The organism is Bradyrhizobium sp. ISRA436 (genome assembly GCF_029910015.1).
GTDB lineage: Bacteria > Pseudomonadota > Alphaproteobacteria > Rhizobiales > Xanthobacteraceae > Bradyrhizobium.
On sequence record NZ_CP094519.1, the window covers coordinates 1,123,890 to 1,139,662 of the forward strand.

The window sequence follows — 15,773 nt, forward strand, 5'->3', positions numbered from 1 at the left end:
TACTCACAAACTCTCAACCACTGAACTCGCGGAAGGTAACCTACGCCCACCGATTTAAAATTTGCCTAAGCCCAAGCGTTCAATACGAATCTCGTTGGAACTGCCCGGAACAGGGCGGGATTCGGGCAGCAATTGGGCCCGTGCGGGCGAGTGGCCTCGTGGAGGTATCGGCTATCGGCCGGGCGACAGGCGGCCAACGCATCATGAGATGGGCCAGTTCGCGTGCTTCCATCGGGGAAGGTCAGAAGGCGGGCCATGTGAAACTTGTGCGTTTGAAACTTGCATGCCGGCGAAACACCAAAATTGCCGCGGCCATGGGCCGCGGGCCACCTTCCTCCTGCGCAGGCCGTCGTATATGAGAGATTCGTTGTCGAATCGCGCTGATCGTTGCCGGGAACGGATCGGCAGCGTCGTGAACGGTGGCAGTAGTCAAGTTGATCGGGAACTTGCGACCTGACATTTGATTGATGCAAGGCGGATAGGCATTCCAACCGGGGCGGGGCATGGTTGCTCGATTGACGACGGCACAATCCACCGTGGCAAGGCGGCGTCGGGGAGTTCCCGCCATCGTGACGCTGGCGGCGCTCGCCGCACTGATGGCGCTGACCACCGCGGCCGCGGCGCGGCAGGCGCGTCTGGCGCCAACGGTCGAGGCGGTGGCGCCGCGCCAGGCCGGCGAGCCGATCATGGCAATCGTGTCGATCAAGACCCAGAAGGTCACGTTCTACGACGCCGACGGCTGGATCCTGCGCGCGCCGGTGTCGAGCGGCATCAAGGGACGCGAGACGCCAGCCGGCGTCTTTGCCGTCCTCGAGAAGGACAAGGACCACCACTCGACGCTCTATGACGATGCCTGGATGCCGAACATGCAGCGCATCACCTGGAACGGCATCGCGCTGCACGGCGGCCCGCTGCCCGGCTATGCCGCCTCGCACGGCTGCGTGCGGATGCCGTATGACTTCGCGGAGGATCTGTTCGACAAGACCTGGATCGGGATGCGGGTGATCATCGCGCCGAACGACGCGGCTCCGGTCGAATTCTCCCACCCGGCGCTGTTCGTGCCGAACCCGCAAGCGATCGCCGCCGCACCGGCGCATGCCGAAGCGCTGGCCCGCGTGGCCGCGGAGGCCGCCAAGGTGGCCGACGAGGCGAAGAAAGCCGCCGCGGCTGCCGCGAAGGACGCCGCACAATACACGCCGGCGGCCCTGCGCAAGCTGGAAAAGCTCAAGACCCGCGCCGACGCCGAGCTCGCCTACGCCGACAAGGTGCTCGCCGCGGCCAAGACCGACCAGGCCAAGGCACGCGCTGAGGACGCCAGGCAGAAGGCCGCCGCCAGGGCTGCGGACGCAGGCACGCAGCTCGATGCCGCCAAGGCCGATGCGAAGCCGGAGCTCGACGCCGCTGCGGCCGCCAAGGACGCCGCCAAGGCGGCCGAGACCAAGAAGGCCGAGACCGCGAAGGCGTCGACCGAGGCAAAGCTCGCGCTCGAGCCGGTCTCGGTCTATATCAGCCGCGCGACGCAGAAGCTTTACGTGCGGCGCAACACCCACAAGCCGTGGCCGGACGGCGGCGAGGTGTTCGACTCCAGCATCGAGGTTCCGGTCACGATCCGCGATCCCGACCGGCCGATCGGCACCCATGTGTTCACCGCGGTGGCGCGCAACGGCGCGGGCCTGCGCTGGACCGAGGTCACGATCGACGATGGCGACAACGCCAAGGACGCGCTCGACCGCGTCACCATTCCGCAGGACGTGCTGGATCGCATCGCGCCGACCGCCGTGCCGAAATCCTCGATCATCATCTCGGACGAGCCGCTGAGCAGCGAGACCAACTATCGCACCGAGTTTGTCGCGGTGCTGAGCAACCAGCCGCAAGGCGGCTTCATCACGCGCAAGCCTACGCCTCGAACCGATGATGTCGAGGTCGCCGGCGACGGCTGGAGCAACGACGACGGCGGCGGCTTCTTCGGCAATTTCTTCCAGGGCAATTCGGCTCCCCCTCAACCTGTCTACACGCGCCGGCGCGGCGGCCAGTACTATTATCCGCAGCAGGTCTATCCGTCGCAACAGGGCTTCTATCCGTCGCAACGGGGCTTGTGGTAACGCGCGGGAGAGGACGCGCCTATAACGCCAAGATCTCGGCCGGGACCGTTGCCGCGGTCGTAATGACGGGGATGCTCTTTGTGAACCTGTTTGCGCTGATGATCGCGGCTTAGTCCCGCTCACGGGCCAAGGCACAGCGGATCTCGCGGTGATCCATCGGAACGGAAGCCGGCTACCGATCGGTTGGCAGAAAAAGGCCGCGAAGCTCCCGGGAACCTGGGGATCGGAACCTCGCCACCTGTGCGATGAAGGCGCACCAAGCCCGCGAGACCGCCGACCTGCTCGCGCGCTCACCTCAAGGCGCATTAAAGTGTCTGGATTTGCCTCGGCAAAATTGATGGGATGTGTCTGGCCCTCCGTGAACAGGCGAGAATGACCCACTCCGACGAGCTGTCCGCATATACGACCTTCGGCCGAAGCGAATGGGCGGCATTGCGCTCCAACACGTCGCTCACTCTCTCGGACGCCGATCTCTCGGCGCTTCGCGGCCTGAATGAGCCCATCACGTCTGCCGAGGTCGCGGACGTCTACTTGCCGCTAACCCGCCTGTTGAACCTTCATTTCCTGGCGGCGCGCAACCTCACGCGCGTCAAGGCGGAATTTCTCGGTCGGCCGGGGCGCGGTTCGCCCTACATTATCGCGTTGGCAGGGAGTGTTGCGGTCGGCAAGAGCACCCTTGCGCGCGTGCTTTGCGCGCTTCTGGCGCGCTGGGTGGATCATCCGCGAGTCGAACTGGTGACGACCGACGGTTTCCTGCATGCCAACAGCGTTCTGGAGGAGCGTGGGCTCATGCGACGCAAGGGCTTTCCCGAGAGCTACGATCTTCCGCGCATGTTACGATTCCTCTCGGCTATAAAGGCGGCCGAACGCGACCTCGAGCTGCCCGTGTACTCGCATTTGATGGGCGATATCGCGCCTTCGGAACGTCAAGTCGTCCGGCAACCGGACATCCTGGTTTTCGAAGGCCTCAATGTCCTGCAGGCGCGCGGTACGGCGCCGGTGGTGGTCTCGGATTTCTTCGACTTTTCGATCTATCTCGACGCCGATGAGGCTGACATCCAATCCTGGTATATCGAGCGCTTTCTTCGGCTCCAGCGAACGGCTTTCCGCGACCCCGCTTCATATTTCCACCACTACAGGGACCTCCCACCCAATGATGCGCGCGAGGTTGCGGACAGGTTGTGGCGCGAGCATCATCGCGCCAATCTCCGCGAGAACATTCAACCCACGCGGACGCGGGCCGACGTTGTGCTGCGCAAGCGCTCCGACCATTCGGTCGGTGAAGTCTGGTTGCGAGAAACGTAGGTCCCGCCCCTCGCAACAAAAGTCAAAGCAAGCGTTGCAGCGATCGCAGGCTTTCAATCTGCCGCAGTCTGCGCGTGTCTCAATGGCTTGTCCCGCAGATCGGGGCCCATGCCACTGATTTGCCCGACGGCACAAGCCCCTCGCGCAAAAATATTTCTGTTTTTCGGAATCGTAACTCAGTGTATAGATTGGTCCGTCTCACCCGCCTGAGGGGCGCTTCGCGATCGTCATGAGTGTTGGGTCGAGATGCGGTGGACGCCGATTGCGCAACTGACGAGTGCGCATGAGGCGGACGGTGAAGTCGTGCAGGCCTGACGCCCTAGTGGCAGGTGTCTCGTCAGCAAGAGGCTATGCCTCTGCTGATGACGGTGACAACAAAGCCCAGTCTCGCCGGGGAGAGCACGTATAAGCCGTAACCCATCGCGCAGGGAAAGCCGGGATTGCTCCGGTTTCACCTGTGGTCCTACCTCCCGAGCTTTCCATTTGCTCGGGACCCATGGGTGCGATCGGCACCCGGCTTTCCCTGCGCCCTCTGCTCAAGAAAGGGCGAAACGAAAGACAAAGCTCGGACGCAACGCGCCGCGAGAACGCGAAGGCATATCTCCACGACTGTCATCGCCCGCGAAAGCGGGCGATCCAGTATTCCAGAGGCAGCAGTGATTGACCCGAGAGGCCGCAGCGTACTGGATACCCCGCATGCGCGGGGTATGACGGCGGAGCGATGGGTTGCTTCCGCCTCCGCCGAGGCTTCGGCGGACAAGTCGTCGCTGTCGCTCCTCGCAATGCGAGACATTGACCGAGAACTGTCCCCAGCGTCGTCCTGGCGAAAGCCAGGACCCGTTACCCCGAATGCCAGCCGTTGCGCGAGGTTGTGGCCACGATCGCGCTTGCACAACTAATGTTGGTGGTTATGGGTCCTGGCTTTCGCCAGGACGACGACGGAGGGAGCAGTGCGCAACACTCTACTTTCGCCGCATCGCGCGCTTCGTCGCCTCCTTCGCGCGACCATCTTCCTTCGGCGCGTGCAATGCGTCGGCGGCGAGCGACACCACTTCGGCGATCTGCTGGAGCTGTCCGGCGAGCGGGCTGGTCTTGCGCCAGACCATGCCGATGGTGCGCGAGGGCTGCGGATTCCTGAAGCGCGAGACCACGACCGGCGCCGAGCGCGTTTCCACCGCCACGGCCATTTCCGGAATCAGGGTAACCCCGATGCCGGCGCCGACCATCTGGACCAGCGTCGACAGCGAGCTCGCATCCAGCACCTCGCGCGGTGGCGAGGATTGCATGTTGCAGAACGACAGCGCCTGGTCGCGGAAGCAGTGTCCTTCCTCGAGCAGCAAGAGCCGCATTTCGCGCAGACGTTCGCTGCTCGGCACCGGCGTTCCGGCATCCGCGCCCGGCCGCACCAGCAGGAAATTCTCCGAGAACAGGGCGACCTCGGTCAGCGACGGTTCCGAGACCGGCAACGCCACGATCGCCGTATCGAGGCGGCCCTCGGACACCTCCTTGATCAGTTTCGGCGTCAGCGTCTCGCGGACATGGATGTCGAGCTCGGGATGCAGCCGCGCGAGGTTCTCGATCACCTTGGGCAGCAAATACGGGGCGATCGTCGGGATCATGCCGACGCGCAGGCGGCCCGCGAGCCTGTCGCGCGAGGCGCGCGCGAAGTCGCCGAGCTCATCGACCGAGCGCAGGATGTCCCGCACCCGATGCAAAAGTTCCTCGCCGAATTTCGTCAGCGTCACCTGCCGCGCGCCGCGCTCGAGCAGCACGCCGCCGAGCGCCTGTTCCATTTCCCGGATCTGCATCGACAGCGCCGGCTGCGAGATCGCGCAGGCGTCGGCGGCGCGCCCGAAATGGCCATGGCGGGCCAGCGCATCGAAATACCTGAGTTGCCGGAGTGTGACATTTATCATCAGATTATCTTATCGGCGTGATCATTAAAGTCAATTTCACCTGATGGAATCGGGCGCGTAGACTCTACTTTGGAAGAGTTTGAGCACATTCCAAGAATCCACCACCTCGGAGAAGAAACATGGACGCAAAAACCGACGAAGGCGCGGGCAAATGCCCATTTACGGGCACCCGTGGACACACGAATCGTGACTGGTGGCCCAACACGCTCGACGTCCAGGTCCTGCATCACAACTCGAACCTGTCCGATCCGATGGGCAAAGAGTTTGACTACGCGAAGGAGTTCAAGACTCTCGACCTCAACGCGGTCATCAAGGACCTGCATGCCCTGATGACGGAGTCGCAGGAGTGGTGGCCCGCCGACTACGGCCATTACGGCGGCCTCATGATCCGCATGGCCTGGCACAGCGCGGGCACCTACCGCATCACCGACGGCCGCGGCGGCGCCGGTGCCGGCCAGCAGCGTTTCGCCCCGCTGAACAGCTGGCCTGACAATGCCAACCTCGACAAGGCGCGCCGGCTGCTGTGGCCGATCAAGCAGAAATACGGCCGCAAGATCTCCTGGGCCGACCTGATGATCCTGGCAGGCAATGTCGCGCTGGAGTCGATGGGCTTCAAGACCTTCGGTTTTGCCGGTGGTCGCGCCGACGTCTGGGAGCCGGAAGAGCTGTACTGGGGTCCGGAAGGCACCTGGCTCGGCGACGAGCGCTACAGTGGGGAGCGCCAGCTCTCCGAACCGCTCGGCGCCGTGCAGATGGGCCTGATCTACGTCAACCCGGAAGGCCCGAACGGCAATCCGGACCCGATCGCTGCGGCGAAGGACATCCGCGAGACGTTCTTCCGCATGGCGATGAACGACGAGGAGACCGTCGCGCTGATCGCCGGCGGTCACACCTTCGGCAAGACCCACGGCGCGGGCGATCCGTCGCTGATCGGGCCGGAGCCGGAAGGCGCGGCGCTCGAAGACCAGGGCCTGGGCTGGAAGAGCAAATTCGGCACCGGCGTCGGCGCTGACGCGATCACCGGCGGTCCGGAAGTCGTGTGGTCGCAGTCCCCGACCAAGTGGAGCAACTATTTCTTCGAGAACCTGTTCAAGTATGAATGGGAGTTGACGAAGAGCCCGGCGGGTGCGCAGCAATGGGTGGCGAAGGGCGCGGACGCGATCATTCCCGATCCGTTCGACCCGTCGAAGAAGCGCAAGCCGACCATGCTGACCACCGACCTGTCGCTCCGCTTCGATCCGGCCTATGAGAAGATCTCGCGCCGGTTCTACGAGCATCCCGACCAGTTCGCGGACGCCTTTGCCCGCGCCTGGTTCAAGCTCACGCACCGCGACATGGGCCCGCTCGCGCGTTACCTCGGCCCGCTGGTGCCGAAGGAGACGCTGATCTGGCAGGATCCGGTCCCGGCGCTCGACCATCCCGTGGTCGACGACAAGGACATCGAAGCGCTCAAGGCGAAGATCCTCGCCTCGGGCCTGTCGGTGTCCGAGCTGGTGTCGACGGCCTGGGCCTCCGCGTCCACCTTCCGCGGCTCCGACAAGCGCGGCGGTGCCAACGGCGCACGCATCCGTCTCGCCCCGCAGAAGGACTGGGACGTCAACGAGCCGGCGCAGCTCAAGACCGTGCTGGGCAAGCTCGAAACCATCCAGAGCGAGTTCAACGCAGCCCAGAAGGGCGGCAAGAAGATCTCGCTCGCCGACCTCATCGTGCTCGGCGGCGTTGCTGCCGTCGAGAAGGCGGCGAAGGATGGCGGCACCGACGTGAAGGTTCCCTTCACGCCCGGCCGCACCGACGCGTCGCAGGAGCAGACCGATGCTCCGTCGTTCGCGCCGCTCGAGCCGCGGGCCGATGGCTTCCGCAACTATGTCGGCGGCAAGCCGCAGTTCATGACGTCCGAAGAGGCGCTGGTGGACCGCGCGCAACTGCTGCGGCTGACCGGACCGGAGCTGACGGTTCTGGTCGGCGGCTTGCGGGTGCTGGGTGCCAACGCCAAGAAGTCCAAGCACGGCGTCTTCACCGGCAAGCCGGGCGCGCTCACGAACGACTTCTTCCTCAACCTGCTCGACATGGGGACGAAGTGGACCGAGGCCGGCGAGGGCGTCTACGAGGGCCGTGACCGCAAGACCAATGCGGTGAAGTGGACCGGCACCCGCGTCGACCTGATCTTCGGCTCGCACTCGCAGCTGCGTGCGTTCGCCGAGGTCTATGGCTCCGCCGACGCCAAGGAGAAGTTCGTCAAGGACTTCGTCGCGGCGTGGACCAAGGTGATGAACGCCGATCGCTTCGATCTCGTGGGCCACAAGTAAGCGGCCGGCAAGTGATAGCAACAGGTGAGGGCGGCGCTTCGGCGCTGCCCTCAATCATTTCACGGGCTGTATTTGACGAAGGTCTTTCCGGATTTGCCCATCCAGCTCAATCGTGCAGCATCATGTCCCGGATCATCTCGTCGACCTCCGCCTGCGTCGGAGGTGACAGCGGGATTAGTAGCGCGCTGCTCGTCGCATACGGCGCATCGCATCGCGTGGTCTCGCGCGGAGGTTGGACGACCGCGGTCAGGCTTGCCCAGCAAACCAGCAGAGCCACGACCCAGTCCAGCACATTGGATGCGGTCATCGGCGCACCAGCATCGGCATTGTCGTGCGCGGATGCTGCAGCCGACTCGGCTCTCGCGCAATTCGGAAGCTACGAAGCGTCGCTTCGGCGCAGCCGAGACGACTGGCCACGCCGTGATACGGTCACGGCTGCTCCGTTCGCGCCCGCCGGCCTTCGATCGGATAGGCCGGATCGTTGAATCCCGGCGTCGAGGGATGGCCGGTCACGACGAGGCGGTCGATCAGCGCTTCGTCGTCCGCGGTGAAGCGGTAGTCGAGCGCGCGGATGTACTCGTCCCATTGTGCCTCGGTGCGCGGGCCCGCAATGACCGAGCTGACGAACGACGAATTCAGCACCCACGAGACCGCGAACTGTCCGGCGGTGATGCCGCGGGCCTCGGCGTGGCGCCTGATCTCCTGCGCGAGCTGCAGGGATTCCGGCCGCCACTCGGTCTGCATCATCCGCTTGTCGTTGCGGCCGGCACGGCTGTCCGCGGCCGGCGCCGCGTCGGGCGCGTATTTGCCGGTCAGGACGCCCCGCGCCAAGGGGCTGTAGGGCACAATGCCGAGGCCGTAATAGCCGCAGGCCGGGAAGTGCTCGACCTCGGGCATCCGGTTCATCGCGTTGTAGTAGGGCTGGCTTGCGATCGGGCGGTCGATGCCGAGCCGGTCGCAGATGTTGCAGATTTCGGCAACGCGCCAGGCGCGGTAGTTGGAGACGCCGAAATAGCGCACCTTGCCGGAGCGGATCAGGTCGCCCATCGCGCGCACCGTCTCCTCCAGCGGCGTCGCGTGGTCTTCCTTGTGCAGATAGTAGATGTCGATGTGATCCGTGCCGAGTCGCTTCAGGCTCTCGTCCGCCGCCTGCAGCACCCAGCGCCGCGACAGCCCGCCGTGGTTCGGATCGTTGCCGATCGGATTGGCGAGCTTGGTCGCGAGGATCCAGTTGGAGCGATGGTTGGAGATCGCGCGGCCGACCACCTCCTCGGACTTGCCGCCATTGTAGGCGTCGGCGCTGTCAATGAAGTTGATGCCGGCCTCGCGCGCCTTCGCGACGATCCGCGCCGAGGTCGCCTCGTCGGTCGGTCCGCCGAACATCATGGTGCCAAGGCAGATCGACGAAACCTTCAGGCCGCTGCGGCCGAGCTGGCGGTATTGCATCGCGACCACTCCCTAGCTGTCGTTCTTCAGGATCTTGAACACACCATTGGCCATTGCGATGCAGCGCTTGTCGACGGTCACCTCGGTGGTGATGAAGATCAGGCTGCGGGTCGAACGCACCACGCGCGGGCGAGTGATCAGGATCTCGCCGATCTTGCCGGCCTCGACGAAATGGGTATCGAGCTGCACCGTTGCAAGCGTCGGCTTGCCCGAGACGTGGCGCGCGGTCATGCCGCAGCAGCGGTCGGCGAAGGTCATGATCACACCGCCCTGCACGAGGCCGCGGCGGTTGTGATGCTTGTCCTCGGTGATCAGCGCGTATTCCGGGAGATCATCGTCCATCCGATGCCACAGCGGGCCGACCAGATGCAGGAAGCCAGTGGTGTCGGCGATCTTCCAGCCGTCGGATTTGAGTTTGTCCGCGGCCTTCGCCGTCATGTGATGGGGTCCATTGGTTGCAAGTGGGTATGTGCTAGCGGTCATTTCATCAAATGCTGTTGTGTTGTAGTCAAGATCAATGGCCCGCACATTTGACGATGCCACCCGGCGGAATATCGCAGAGCTCTGCGCCGCGTTCACGCGCCTGGCGCCGGCGGGCGCCGCGCCGACGCTGAAGCGTGCGGCGGTCGCGATCGCGCTGACCGAGGGCGATGACGGCAGCGACACCGCGTTCCTGCTGACCCGTCGCAGCGCCAGCCTCCACGCTCACAGCGCGCAATGGGCGTTGCCGGGCGGGCGCTGCGATGCCGGCGAGACGCAGGCGCAGGCCGCGCTGCGCGAGTTGCACGAGGAGCTCGGACTTTCGCTCGACAACAGCGCCGTGCTCGGCATGCTCGACGATTACCCGACACGCTCGGGCTATCTGATCACGCCGGTCGTGGTCTGGGCGGGCAGGACAGGCGAGATCGTGCCGAACCCGGACGAGGTCGCTTCGGTGCATCGCATCGGGCTGGACGCGGTCGAGGCCGCTGACGCCTTCACCTTCGTCTCGATCCCCGAGAGCGTGCGGCGCGTGATCCGCTTCCGCCTCGGCGGCCAGCTCATCCATGCGCCGACAGCGGCGCTGATCTATCAGTTCCGCGAAGTGCTGGCCGGGCGCGACACCCGCGTCGCCGATCTGGAGCAGCCGGTGTTCGCCTGGAAATAGCGGGGTTCGAATTGCGCCGGCGTAACTGTCTGTTCATCTTTCGGGCAAGGCGTGCCACATGCCTCCGCGTTGATGCAGCAAAGATGTTGTTTTCGCGGCACAACTCCGCGGCATCGCGGCGCGCGCGGCCCCGCGGAATTCCGGGCTGACTTCGCGCCCGCGCTTGCTACAAGAGGACTATGCGCCCGCAATTGATTCGCCCGTGCCTTGGCCTTGTCGCACTCGCGCTGACTGCGGGCGCGACGTCCGTGTTGGCGAGTGAGACCCACGTCTTGCCGCCGGCCACCGCGAACGCGATGGCGCAGGCGGTATCCCCCTTTGCGATCGCCGAATATCGCCGCAAGCTGAAGGAATATCTGGAGGCGCGCGCCGCCTTCGAGCAGGAGGCGGACGCCTACTGGAACGCGATCGCCGACAAGCGCCGCACCCGCAACGCCAAGCGCCGCGACCGCGTGCAGATCACGCTCGACGACTACGTGCTGGAGCAGCCGCCGGTCTATCAGGGACCGAAGCGGCCGGTGAATCCGGCGCCGGAGGAGGAAGAGGAGCGGCCGCGGCCGCCGCGCAAACCGATCCCGCTGGTCGCGGATTTCGTCCGCGCGGCCGCCGAGCAATTCCAGTTCACACCGCAGCGTCCCGCCTCCGAGATGGACTTCAAGCGTGCCTATGCCCGATATGCGCGGGCCGCGGGCCTTACGCCGGAACAGGCGGTGCGGGTCTATTCTTTCGAGACCGGCGGCACCGGCAATTACGACGTACAGTCGGGCATCGAGCATGGCGGCAGGCGCGCCATTTCCACCGCGGTCGGCTACAATCAGCTGCTCACCACCAACAGCGTCGAGCTGTTCGCCGAGCAGGGCCACCTCTTCATCAAGGCGCTGGCCGAACGGGCTGCGGCCCTGCAAGGGCCGGCGCGCAAGGCGATGGACCACAAGCTCGCGGTGCTGAAGAAGATGGTCGCGTTCACGCGCACGGTGCCCGACGACTGGTCGGCGCATCAGCGGCTCGCCGACACCCCGCAGGGCTGGGCGGTGCACGCCATGGTGCTCGACATCGACGTCGGCCCGATGCTGCAAACCCACACGCTGCTGACCTCGGTGATCTTCGCGCGCGGCAAGGGCTACAACCGGCCGCTCACTGCTGCCGAACTCGAGATGATGAATCTGACCGGCGACGGCACCGGGCTCGACATGGTGACCATGCCGCAGGCGATGCGCGAGCGGGTGCCGACCGCGAACTTCTTCCAGCGTTCGGGTTACGAGCGCAATCCCGTTGCGATCCGCCACAACACGGTGGCGAAGCTGCTCGCGGTGACCAACGAGCGGATGAATTACAACTGCAACAAGCCCGGTGCGAAGGAACTGGCTGCTGCGTTCTGATCGTCACCCGCCGCTACTGTGGATGGATGCGAGTTTGGAGTCCTATTCGGATCCGAACATGAACTTGCCGTCGCTCTCGAGATAGGGGCCGGAGCGCATGTAGAGCTGGCCGTTCTGGCCAATAAAAAAGAGCGTGCCCTTCGGCACCTTCTTGGCTCCCTTCAACAGCGTGCCGGCATTGTTGGTGCCCATCTTGTATGACCAGGTCTTGCCGTCCTTGCCATAGGCATAGCCCATGTCGGTCTTCAGCTCCCACGGCCTCGCCGATTGGGCGAAGGCGGATGTTGTCAGTGCGATAAGGGCGGCTGTCGCGAAAAAGGTCCTGGTTGAAAAATGCGTCATGATCCACCTCCGGCCGAAAAATGGCGTCGTATCAGCATCTTGAACAAATCACGAACGTCGCTGAGCCGTCAATACGACAATGGGCGCGGCCACCCGCGCATGTCAGCGGCTTTGTGATTTTCCGCCTCGCGACTATCTTCGCGTTTCCGTCTACAACCAGTTCATTGCCAGAACACACCTTGGGATGATTCGTATGCACCACGTCGTGAAGATCGGTTTCGGTGTCGCTCTGTCGTTGATGATGCTGGCTTCGGTCGCGCAGGCGGACGAATTCAAGCTCTCCAATAACCAGCGGATCGCCTGCAGCCGAGGTCTCTCGGCCGGCAAGCTCAACACTGCGACCTGCAGGTCGTACGCCTATCTGTTCAACACCAAGACCTCGGAATACTTTCGCTGCCAGGTATCCTTGGCGCTGACGCGTGACAACAAAGAGGTCATCAACGTTCAGGCCGACGGCGGCTGCACCAAGAAGCCGCGCATCTTCGATACCGACGGCAACTATTCGTTCGACGCCACCGAGACCGAGCCGCCGAACACCAACTCGTTCTTCGGCCCCGGCGGCTATGCGATCTGGGCGAGCGACAACAACACCCAGAAGATCCGCGGCTGCATCACCATCTCGTCGGGGCTCGGCTCCGACATCTCGAAATGCCTTGATATGACGTTCCAGTGACGACGGTGCGGTCTTGGTCGGGTCGAGCTCGACGGTTCGCTGCTTGAAGTCCCGACCTATTCGAATGCCAAGCGGCAGATCGCCCGCGGCGAGGCGTTGCGTGGAATCGATCGCAGCGCCCGGACCTGACGCAGTCCTGCGTCAGGACGCGACGTCCCTTTCGGCCGGAAGCTGAAGGCGCGATCTTGCGAACTTCCTGAGGCCCATCGGCTTTCCGAACAGGTACCCCTGGACCAGATCGAAATCCATGTCGTGCGCGGCAAGGAAATCCGCGCGGCTCTCGACCCCTTGCGCAACGGCGCGCGCACCGTTGTCGTGGGCCAGCTCGACGATCCGGCGGCACACCGTCTGCTTCAGACGCTGATCCGCGCAGCCGGTGACGAACTGATGGTCGACCTTCAGTTCGACAAAGGGAAAGGTCTCGAGCCCCAGCAGAGATGGCCAATTGGCGCCGACATTGTCGATCGAGATCGCAATGTTGTGCAGGCGCACGCGCCTGGCGACATCGATCGCAAGGTCCAGATTGTCGATGAGCTCTGCGCTGTCGATCTCGATCAGGAGGCCTGCGAACGCCGGGTGATCCGGCATCCGGCGACAGAGCTCGCGCACTGCATCGGCGTTGGCAAGGAAGGAGATCGGCAGGTTGATCGAGAGATCAACCGGCCCCTTCTGCTCGATCAGATATCGCCAGTCCTCGATCGCCCGCTCGATGACGAATTCGGACAGGGCTTGGAAGTGCGGATCGCCCTCGTCGGGAATGAAATACGCAGGCGGAACGATGCCCCAGGCGGGATGGCGCATCCGGATCAGCGCCTCGGCTCCGCTTGGAGCCAACGTCCGGAGGTGGATCTTTTGCTGGTACCAGAGCTCGAGCCACCCGGCCTTCAAGGCTTCGGGGACGTCGACTGCCGGGCTTGGCGCAGGTTCGGCCGGAATCAGTGACGCAAGGGTGTCACGAAGGGTTGCGGCGCTGAAAGGTGTCGGCAATGCCGGTAGCATCGAGATACCGTATTCGTCGCCTATCTGTCTGACCGCCTTGACGATGATCGAGTCCGGCCGGCCGATGACGAGCACCTTGCCGCCGTACTCTTTTCTCACCAAAGTCTCGAGAATTTTACTGACTTCGATCCCGTCCACGGACACGCCGAGCACGAGCAGATCGGGTTGTTCAGCGTCCAATACGGCGTCAAGTTCGTCGGCCTGACCGCATTCGCTGGTGATGAAGCCGAGGTCCTCTAGTGCCTCCGCAAGGAAGGTCCGGAGGTGTTTTTTGCTGTCCGCGATGCATGCGCGCGGTGTCAGCTTGCGGTGCCCGAACCAGCCGGCTCGTGCGTATCCGATATGACTGATGTGATTCATGCCCGCCCTATTCGGAGTAGCCCCGAGCGAGTCGTACATCGGAGCGGCGCGGGCAATCATGGAAATTTCGGGATCATACATGCATTGCTTCGCTAACCTTAAGGCCGCGAATTCGAATTAAATTGCGAGGGAAGTGGCACATGACGCCGCATCTCGGCCTGCAATAAATGCGTCATCTGGCGTTCATGAGCACGATTTGACGGCTTCACGATCGTCGCCGGATTCGACGACGCCGTGTTCCATCAAGGGACGGTGTTAATCTCTGTGTTGATGCGCTCGCGTCGGCGGTCAATCTGCGCCATTGTTGGACGTCAGGTTGCGCGGCGTGACGCGAATCAGACGCGAATCAATTGCGCGCCAACACCGCGCGCATCGCATCGTGATCTTTGAAGAGAGTGGAGCGCGTCGGCCCATCTGATCTGCGGCGTCCATGTGACCGAACCGCGCGTTGCGCTCTTCCGCTCGGTCAGAAGGTGGATTGCCAGATGGAGGACGAGCCCGTCGCGCATCGGCAAGGAAGACGTTCAGCGCATCGCGCGCCCGCGCGATGGGCGTTTCGGGCGGCTGCAAGTAATACCTAGCGGGTAGGGCTCGTGCCTCAACCTTTTGGCGCCGGGTTCCCGCATCCGGTCGCGATTGCGGCGCGATGCGGCTGCGACAATGCATGCGTCGTTTGGATGGGTTGACCCGGCGGGGGTGTCCGGCCAATTTCCGGCCGGCTCAAGGGGAGAATAATACTCATGAATTCGAAGTTGGTGGCTGCTGCGATCGTGGCAGCCAGCGTTTTGTCGGCGCCTGTCGCACGGGCCGAGCAGTTCATTAACGTGCTGACGGGTGGGACCTCCGGCGTTTATTATCCGCTCGGCGTCGCGATCGGTAAGATCTACGGCGACAAGATCCCCAACGTGAAGACGCAGGTACAGGCCACCAAGGCGTCGGTGGAGAACCTGGTGCTGCTGCAGCAAGGCCGCGGCGAGATCGCGTTCACGCTCGGTGATTCGCTGAAGGCGGCCTGGGAAGGCGATGCGGAAGCCGGCTTCAAGACCAAGCTCGACAAGCTGCGCACGATCGGCGCGATCTACCCGAACTACATCCAGATCGTCGCGACCGCCGAAAGCGGCATCAAGACGCTGGCCGATCTCAAGGGCAAGAGCCTGTCGGTGGGCGCGCCGAAGTCCGGAACCGAGCTCAATTCCCGCGCGATCCTTGCGGCCGCCGGCATGAGCTACAAGGATCTCGGCAAGGTCGAGTATCTGCCGTTCGCGGAATCCGTCGACCTGATGAAGAACCGTCAGCTCAACGCGACACTGCAATCCGCCGGTCTCGGCGTCGCCTCGCTGAAGGACCTCTCGACCTCGACCAATATTACCGTGGTGGCGGTGCCGAAGGAGACCGTCGACAAGATCGGTCCGCCCTTCGCCTCGGTGATCATCCCGGCCAACACCTATACCGGCCAGGACAAGGATGTGCCGACCGCAGCGGTGGTGAACTATCTGGTCACCTCTAGCGCCGTATCAGACGATCTCGCCTATCAGATGACCAAGCTGGTCTATGAATCGCTGCCGGAGCTCGCCAATGCTCATGCCGCGGGCAAGGAGATCAAGCTCGAGACGGCTGCGAGCGGCAGCCCGGTGCCGTTGCACCCGGGTGCGATCCGCTATTACAAGGAAAAGGGCCTGATCAAGTAAGAGACGGCGTCGGTTCAGGTGTCATGGCCGGGCTTGACCCGGCCATCGATCTTTCTAAAGAGGTTGATTTTCGATGGATGCGCAGGTCGAGCCTGCGCATGACGTACGGC

The 15,773-nt window shown here is 63.8% G+C and carries 13 protein-coding genes; 7 read left to right on the forward strand and 6 right to left on the reverse strand.

Annotation, left to right across the window (positions count from 1 at the left end):
* Positions 1-503 precede the first annotated feature (503 nt).
* Together MTX23_RS05330 and coaA are read left to right on the forward strand one after the other, a co-directional pair.
* The gene (locus MTX23_RS05330; protein ID WP_280975584.1) at positions 504-2,102 is read left to right on the forward strand and encodes a L,D-transpeptidase; all 1,599 of its coding nucleotides are present in this window, start codon (positions 504-506) and stop codon (positions 2,100-2,102) included.
* 372 nt (positions 2,103-2,474) lie between these two features.
* The gene (gene coaA / locus MTX23_RS05335) at positions 2,475-3,407 is read left to right on the forward strand and encodes a type I pantothenate kinase (protein WP_280975585.1); all 933 of its coding nucleotides are present in this window, start codon (positions 2,475-2,477) and stop codon (positions 3,405-3,407) included.
* A 962-nt stretch (positions 3,408-4,369) separates the two neighbouring features.
* On the opposite strand, the gene MTX23_RS05340 is transcribed toward coaA, so the two are convergent.
* Positions 4,370-5,323, reverse strand: a complete 954-nt coding sequence (locus MTX23_RS05340) for a LysR substrate-binding domain-containing protein (protein ID WP_280975586.1) — start codon at positions 5,321-5,323, stop codon at positions 4,370-4,372.
* Between the two features lie 119 nt (positions 5,324-5,442).
* On the opposite strand from MTX23_RS05340, the gene katG reads away from it, so the two are divergent.
* Positions 5,443-7,629, forward strand: coding sequence for a catalase/peroxidase HPI (katG, locus tag MTX23_RS05345; protein WP_280975587.1), 2,187 nt, complete (start codon positions 5,443-5,445; stop codon positions 7,627-7,629).
* A 106-nt stretch (positions 7,630-7,735) separates the two neighbouring features.
* Here the strand turns inward: katG and MTX23_RS05350 are convergent, their stop codons facing one another.
* The 3 genes from MTX23_RS05350 to MTX23_RS05360 form a co-directional block, all read right to left on the reverse strand.
* Entirely contained in the window at positions 7,736-7,936 is a 201-nt protein-coding gene (locus tag MTX23_RS05350) for a hypothetical protein (protein ID WP_280975588.1), read from the reverse strand.
* Between the two features lie 122 nt (positions 7,937-8,058).
* Positions 8,059-9,075, reverse strand: coding sequence for an aldo/keto reductase (locus MTX23_RS05355; protein ID WP_280975589.1), 1,017 nt, complete (start codon positions 9,073-9,075; stop codon positions 8,059-8,061).
* Positions 9,076-9,087: 12 nt separating this feature from the next.
* Positions 9,088-9,513, reverse strand: a complete 426-nt coding sequence (locus MTX23_RS05360; RefSeq protein ID WP_280975590.1) for a PaaI family thioesterase — start codon at positions 9,511-9,513, stop codon at positions 9,088-9,090.
* Between the two features lie 79 nt (positions 9,514-9,592).
* Between MTX23_RS05360 and MTX23_RS05365 the strand changes: the two genes are divergently transcribed.
* Both MTX23_RS05365 and MTX23_RS05370 read left to right on the forward strand, forming a co-directional pair.
* Positions 9,593-10,222, forward strand: a complete 630-nt coding sequence (locus MTX23_RS05365) for a CoA pyrophosphatase (protein WP_280975591.1) — start codon at positions 9,593-9,595, stop codon at positions 10,220-10,222.
* Positions 10,223-10,401: 179 nt separating this feature from the next.
* Positions 10,402-11,601, forward strand: a complete 1,200-nt coding sequence (locus MTX23_RS05370; RefSeq protein ID WP_280975592.1) for a hypothetical protein — start codon at positions 10,402-10,404, stop codon at positions 11,599-11,601.
* Positions 11,602-11,643: 42 nt separating this feature from the next.
* On the opposite strand, the gene MTX23_RS05375 is transcribed toward MTX23_RS05370, so the two are convergent.
* Complete coding sequence (locus MTX23_RS05375) at positions 11,644-11,943, reverse strand: hypothetical protein (protein WP_280975593.1); 300 nt, start codon at positions 11,941-11,943, stop codon at positions 11,644-11,646.
* A 193-nt stretch (positions 11,944-12,136) separates the two neighbouring features.
* Between MTX23_RS05375 and MTX23_RS05380 the strand changes: the two genes are divergently transcribed.
* Entirely contained in the window at positions 12,137-12,616 is a 480-nt protein-coding gene (locus MTX23_RS05380; protein WP_280975594.1) for a hypothetical protein, read from the forward strand.
* A gap of 141 nt (positions 12,617-12,757) precedes the next feature.
* Here the strand turns inward: MTX23_RS05380 and MTX23_RS05385 are convergent, their stop codons facing one another.
* Positions 12,758-13,975, reverse strand: a complete 1,218-nt coding sequence (locus MTX23_RS05385; protein WP_280975595.1) for an EAL domain-containing response regulator — start codon at positions 13,973-13,975, stop codon at positions 12,758-12,760.
* A gap of 740 nt (positions 13,976-14,715) precedes the next feature.
* Between MTX23_RS05385 and MTX23_RS05390 the strand changes: the two genes are divergently transcribed.
* Positions 14,716-15,663, forward strand: a complete 948-nt coding sequence (locus tag MTX23_RS05390) for a TAXI family TRAP transporter solute-binding subunit (RefSeq protein WP_280975596.1) — start codon at positions 14,716-14,718, stop codon at positions 15,661-15,663.
* Positions 15,664-15,773: the final 110 nt, after the last annotated feature.

Coding starts and splice junctions, on each gene's coding strand:
- coaA (WP_280975585.1), top strand. CDS start 2,475: ATGACCCACTCCGACGAGCTGTCCGCATATACGACCTTCGGCCGAAGC.
- MTX23_RS05375 (WP_280975593.1), bottom strand. CDS start 11,943: ATGACGCATTTTTCAACCAGGACCTTTTTCGCGACAGCCGCCCTTATC.
- MTX23_RS05350 (WP_280975588.1), bottom strand. CDS start 7,936: ATGACCGCATCCAATGTGCTGGACTGGGTCGTGGCTCTGCTGGTTTGC.
- MTX23_RS05390 (WP_280975596.1), top strand. CDS start 14,716: ATGAATTCGAAGTTGGTGGCTGCTGCGATCGTGGCAGCCAGCGTTTTG.
- MTX23_RS05340 (WP_280975586.1), bottom strand. CDS start 5,323: ATGATAAATGTCACACTCCGGCAACTCAGGTATTTCGATGCGCTGGCC.
- MTX23_RS05355 (WP_280975589.1), bottom strand. CDS start 9,075: ATGCAATACCGCCAGCTCGGCCGCAGCGGCCTGAAGGTTTCGTCGATC.
- MTX23_RS05360 (WP_280975590.1), bottom strand. CDS start 9,513: ATGACGGCGAAGGCCGCGGACAAACTCAAATCCGACGGCTGGAAGATC.
- MTX23_RS05385 (WP_280975595.1), bottom strand. CDS start 13,975: ATGAATCACATCAGTCATATCGGATACGCACGAGCCGGCTGGTTCGGG.
- MTX23_RS05380 (WP_280975594.1), top strand. CDS start 12,137: ATGCACCACGTCGTGAAGATCGGTTTCGGTGTCGCTCTGTCGTTGATG.
- MTX23_RS05370 (WP_280975592.1), top strand. CDS start 10,402: ATGCGCCCGCAATTGATTCGCCCGTGCCTTGGCCTTGTCGCACTCGCG.
- MTX23_RS05365 (WP_280975591.1), top strand. CDS start 9,593: ATGGCCCGCACATTTGACGATGCCACCCGGCGGAATATCGCAGAGCTC.
- MTX23_RS05330 (WP_280975584.1), top strand. CDS start 504: ATGGTTGCTCGATTGACGACGGCACAATCCACCGTGGCAAGGCGGCGT.
- katG (WP_280975587.1), top strand. CDS start 5,443: ATGGACGCAAAAACCGACGAAGGCGCGGGCAAATGCCCATTTACGGGC.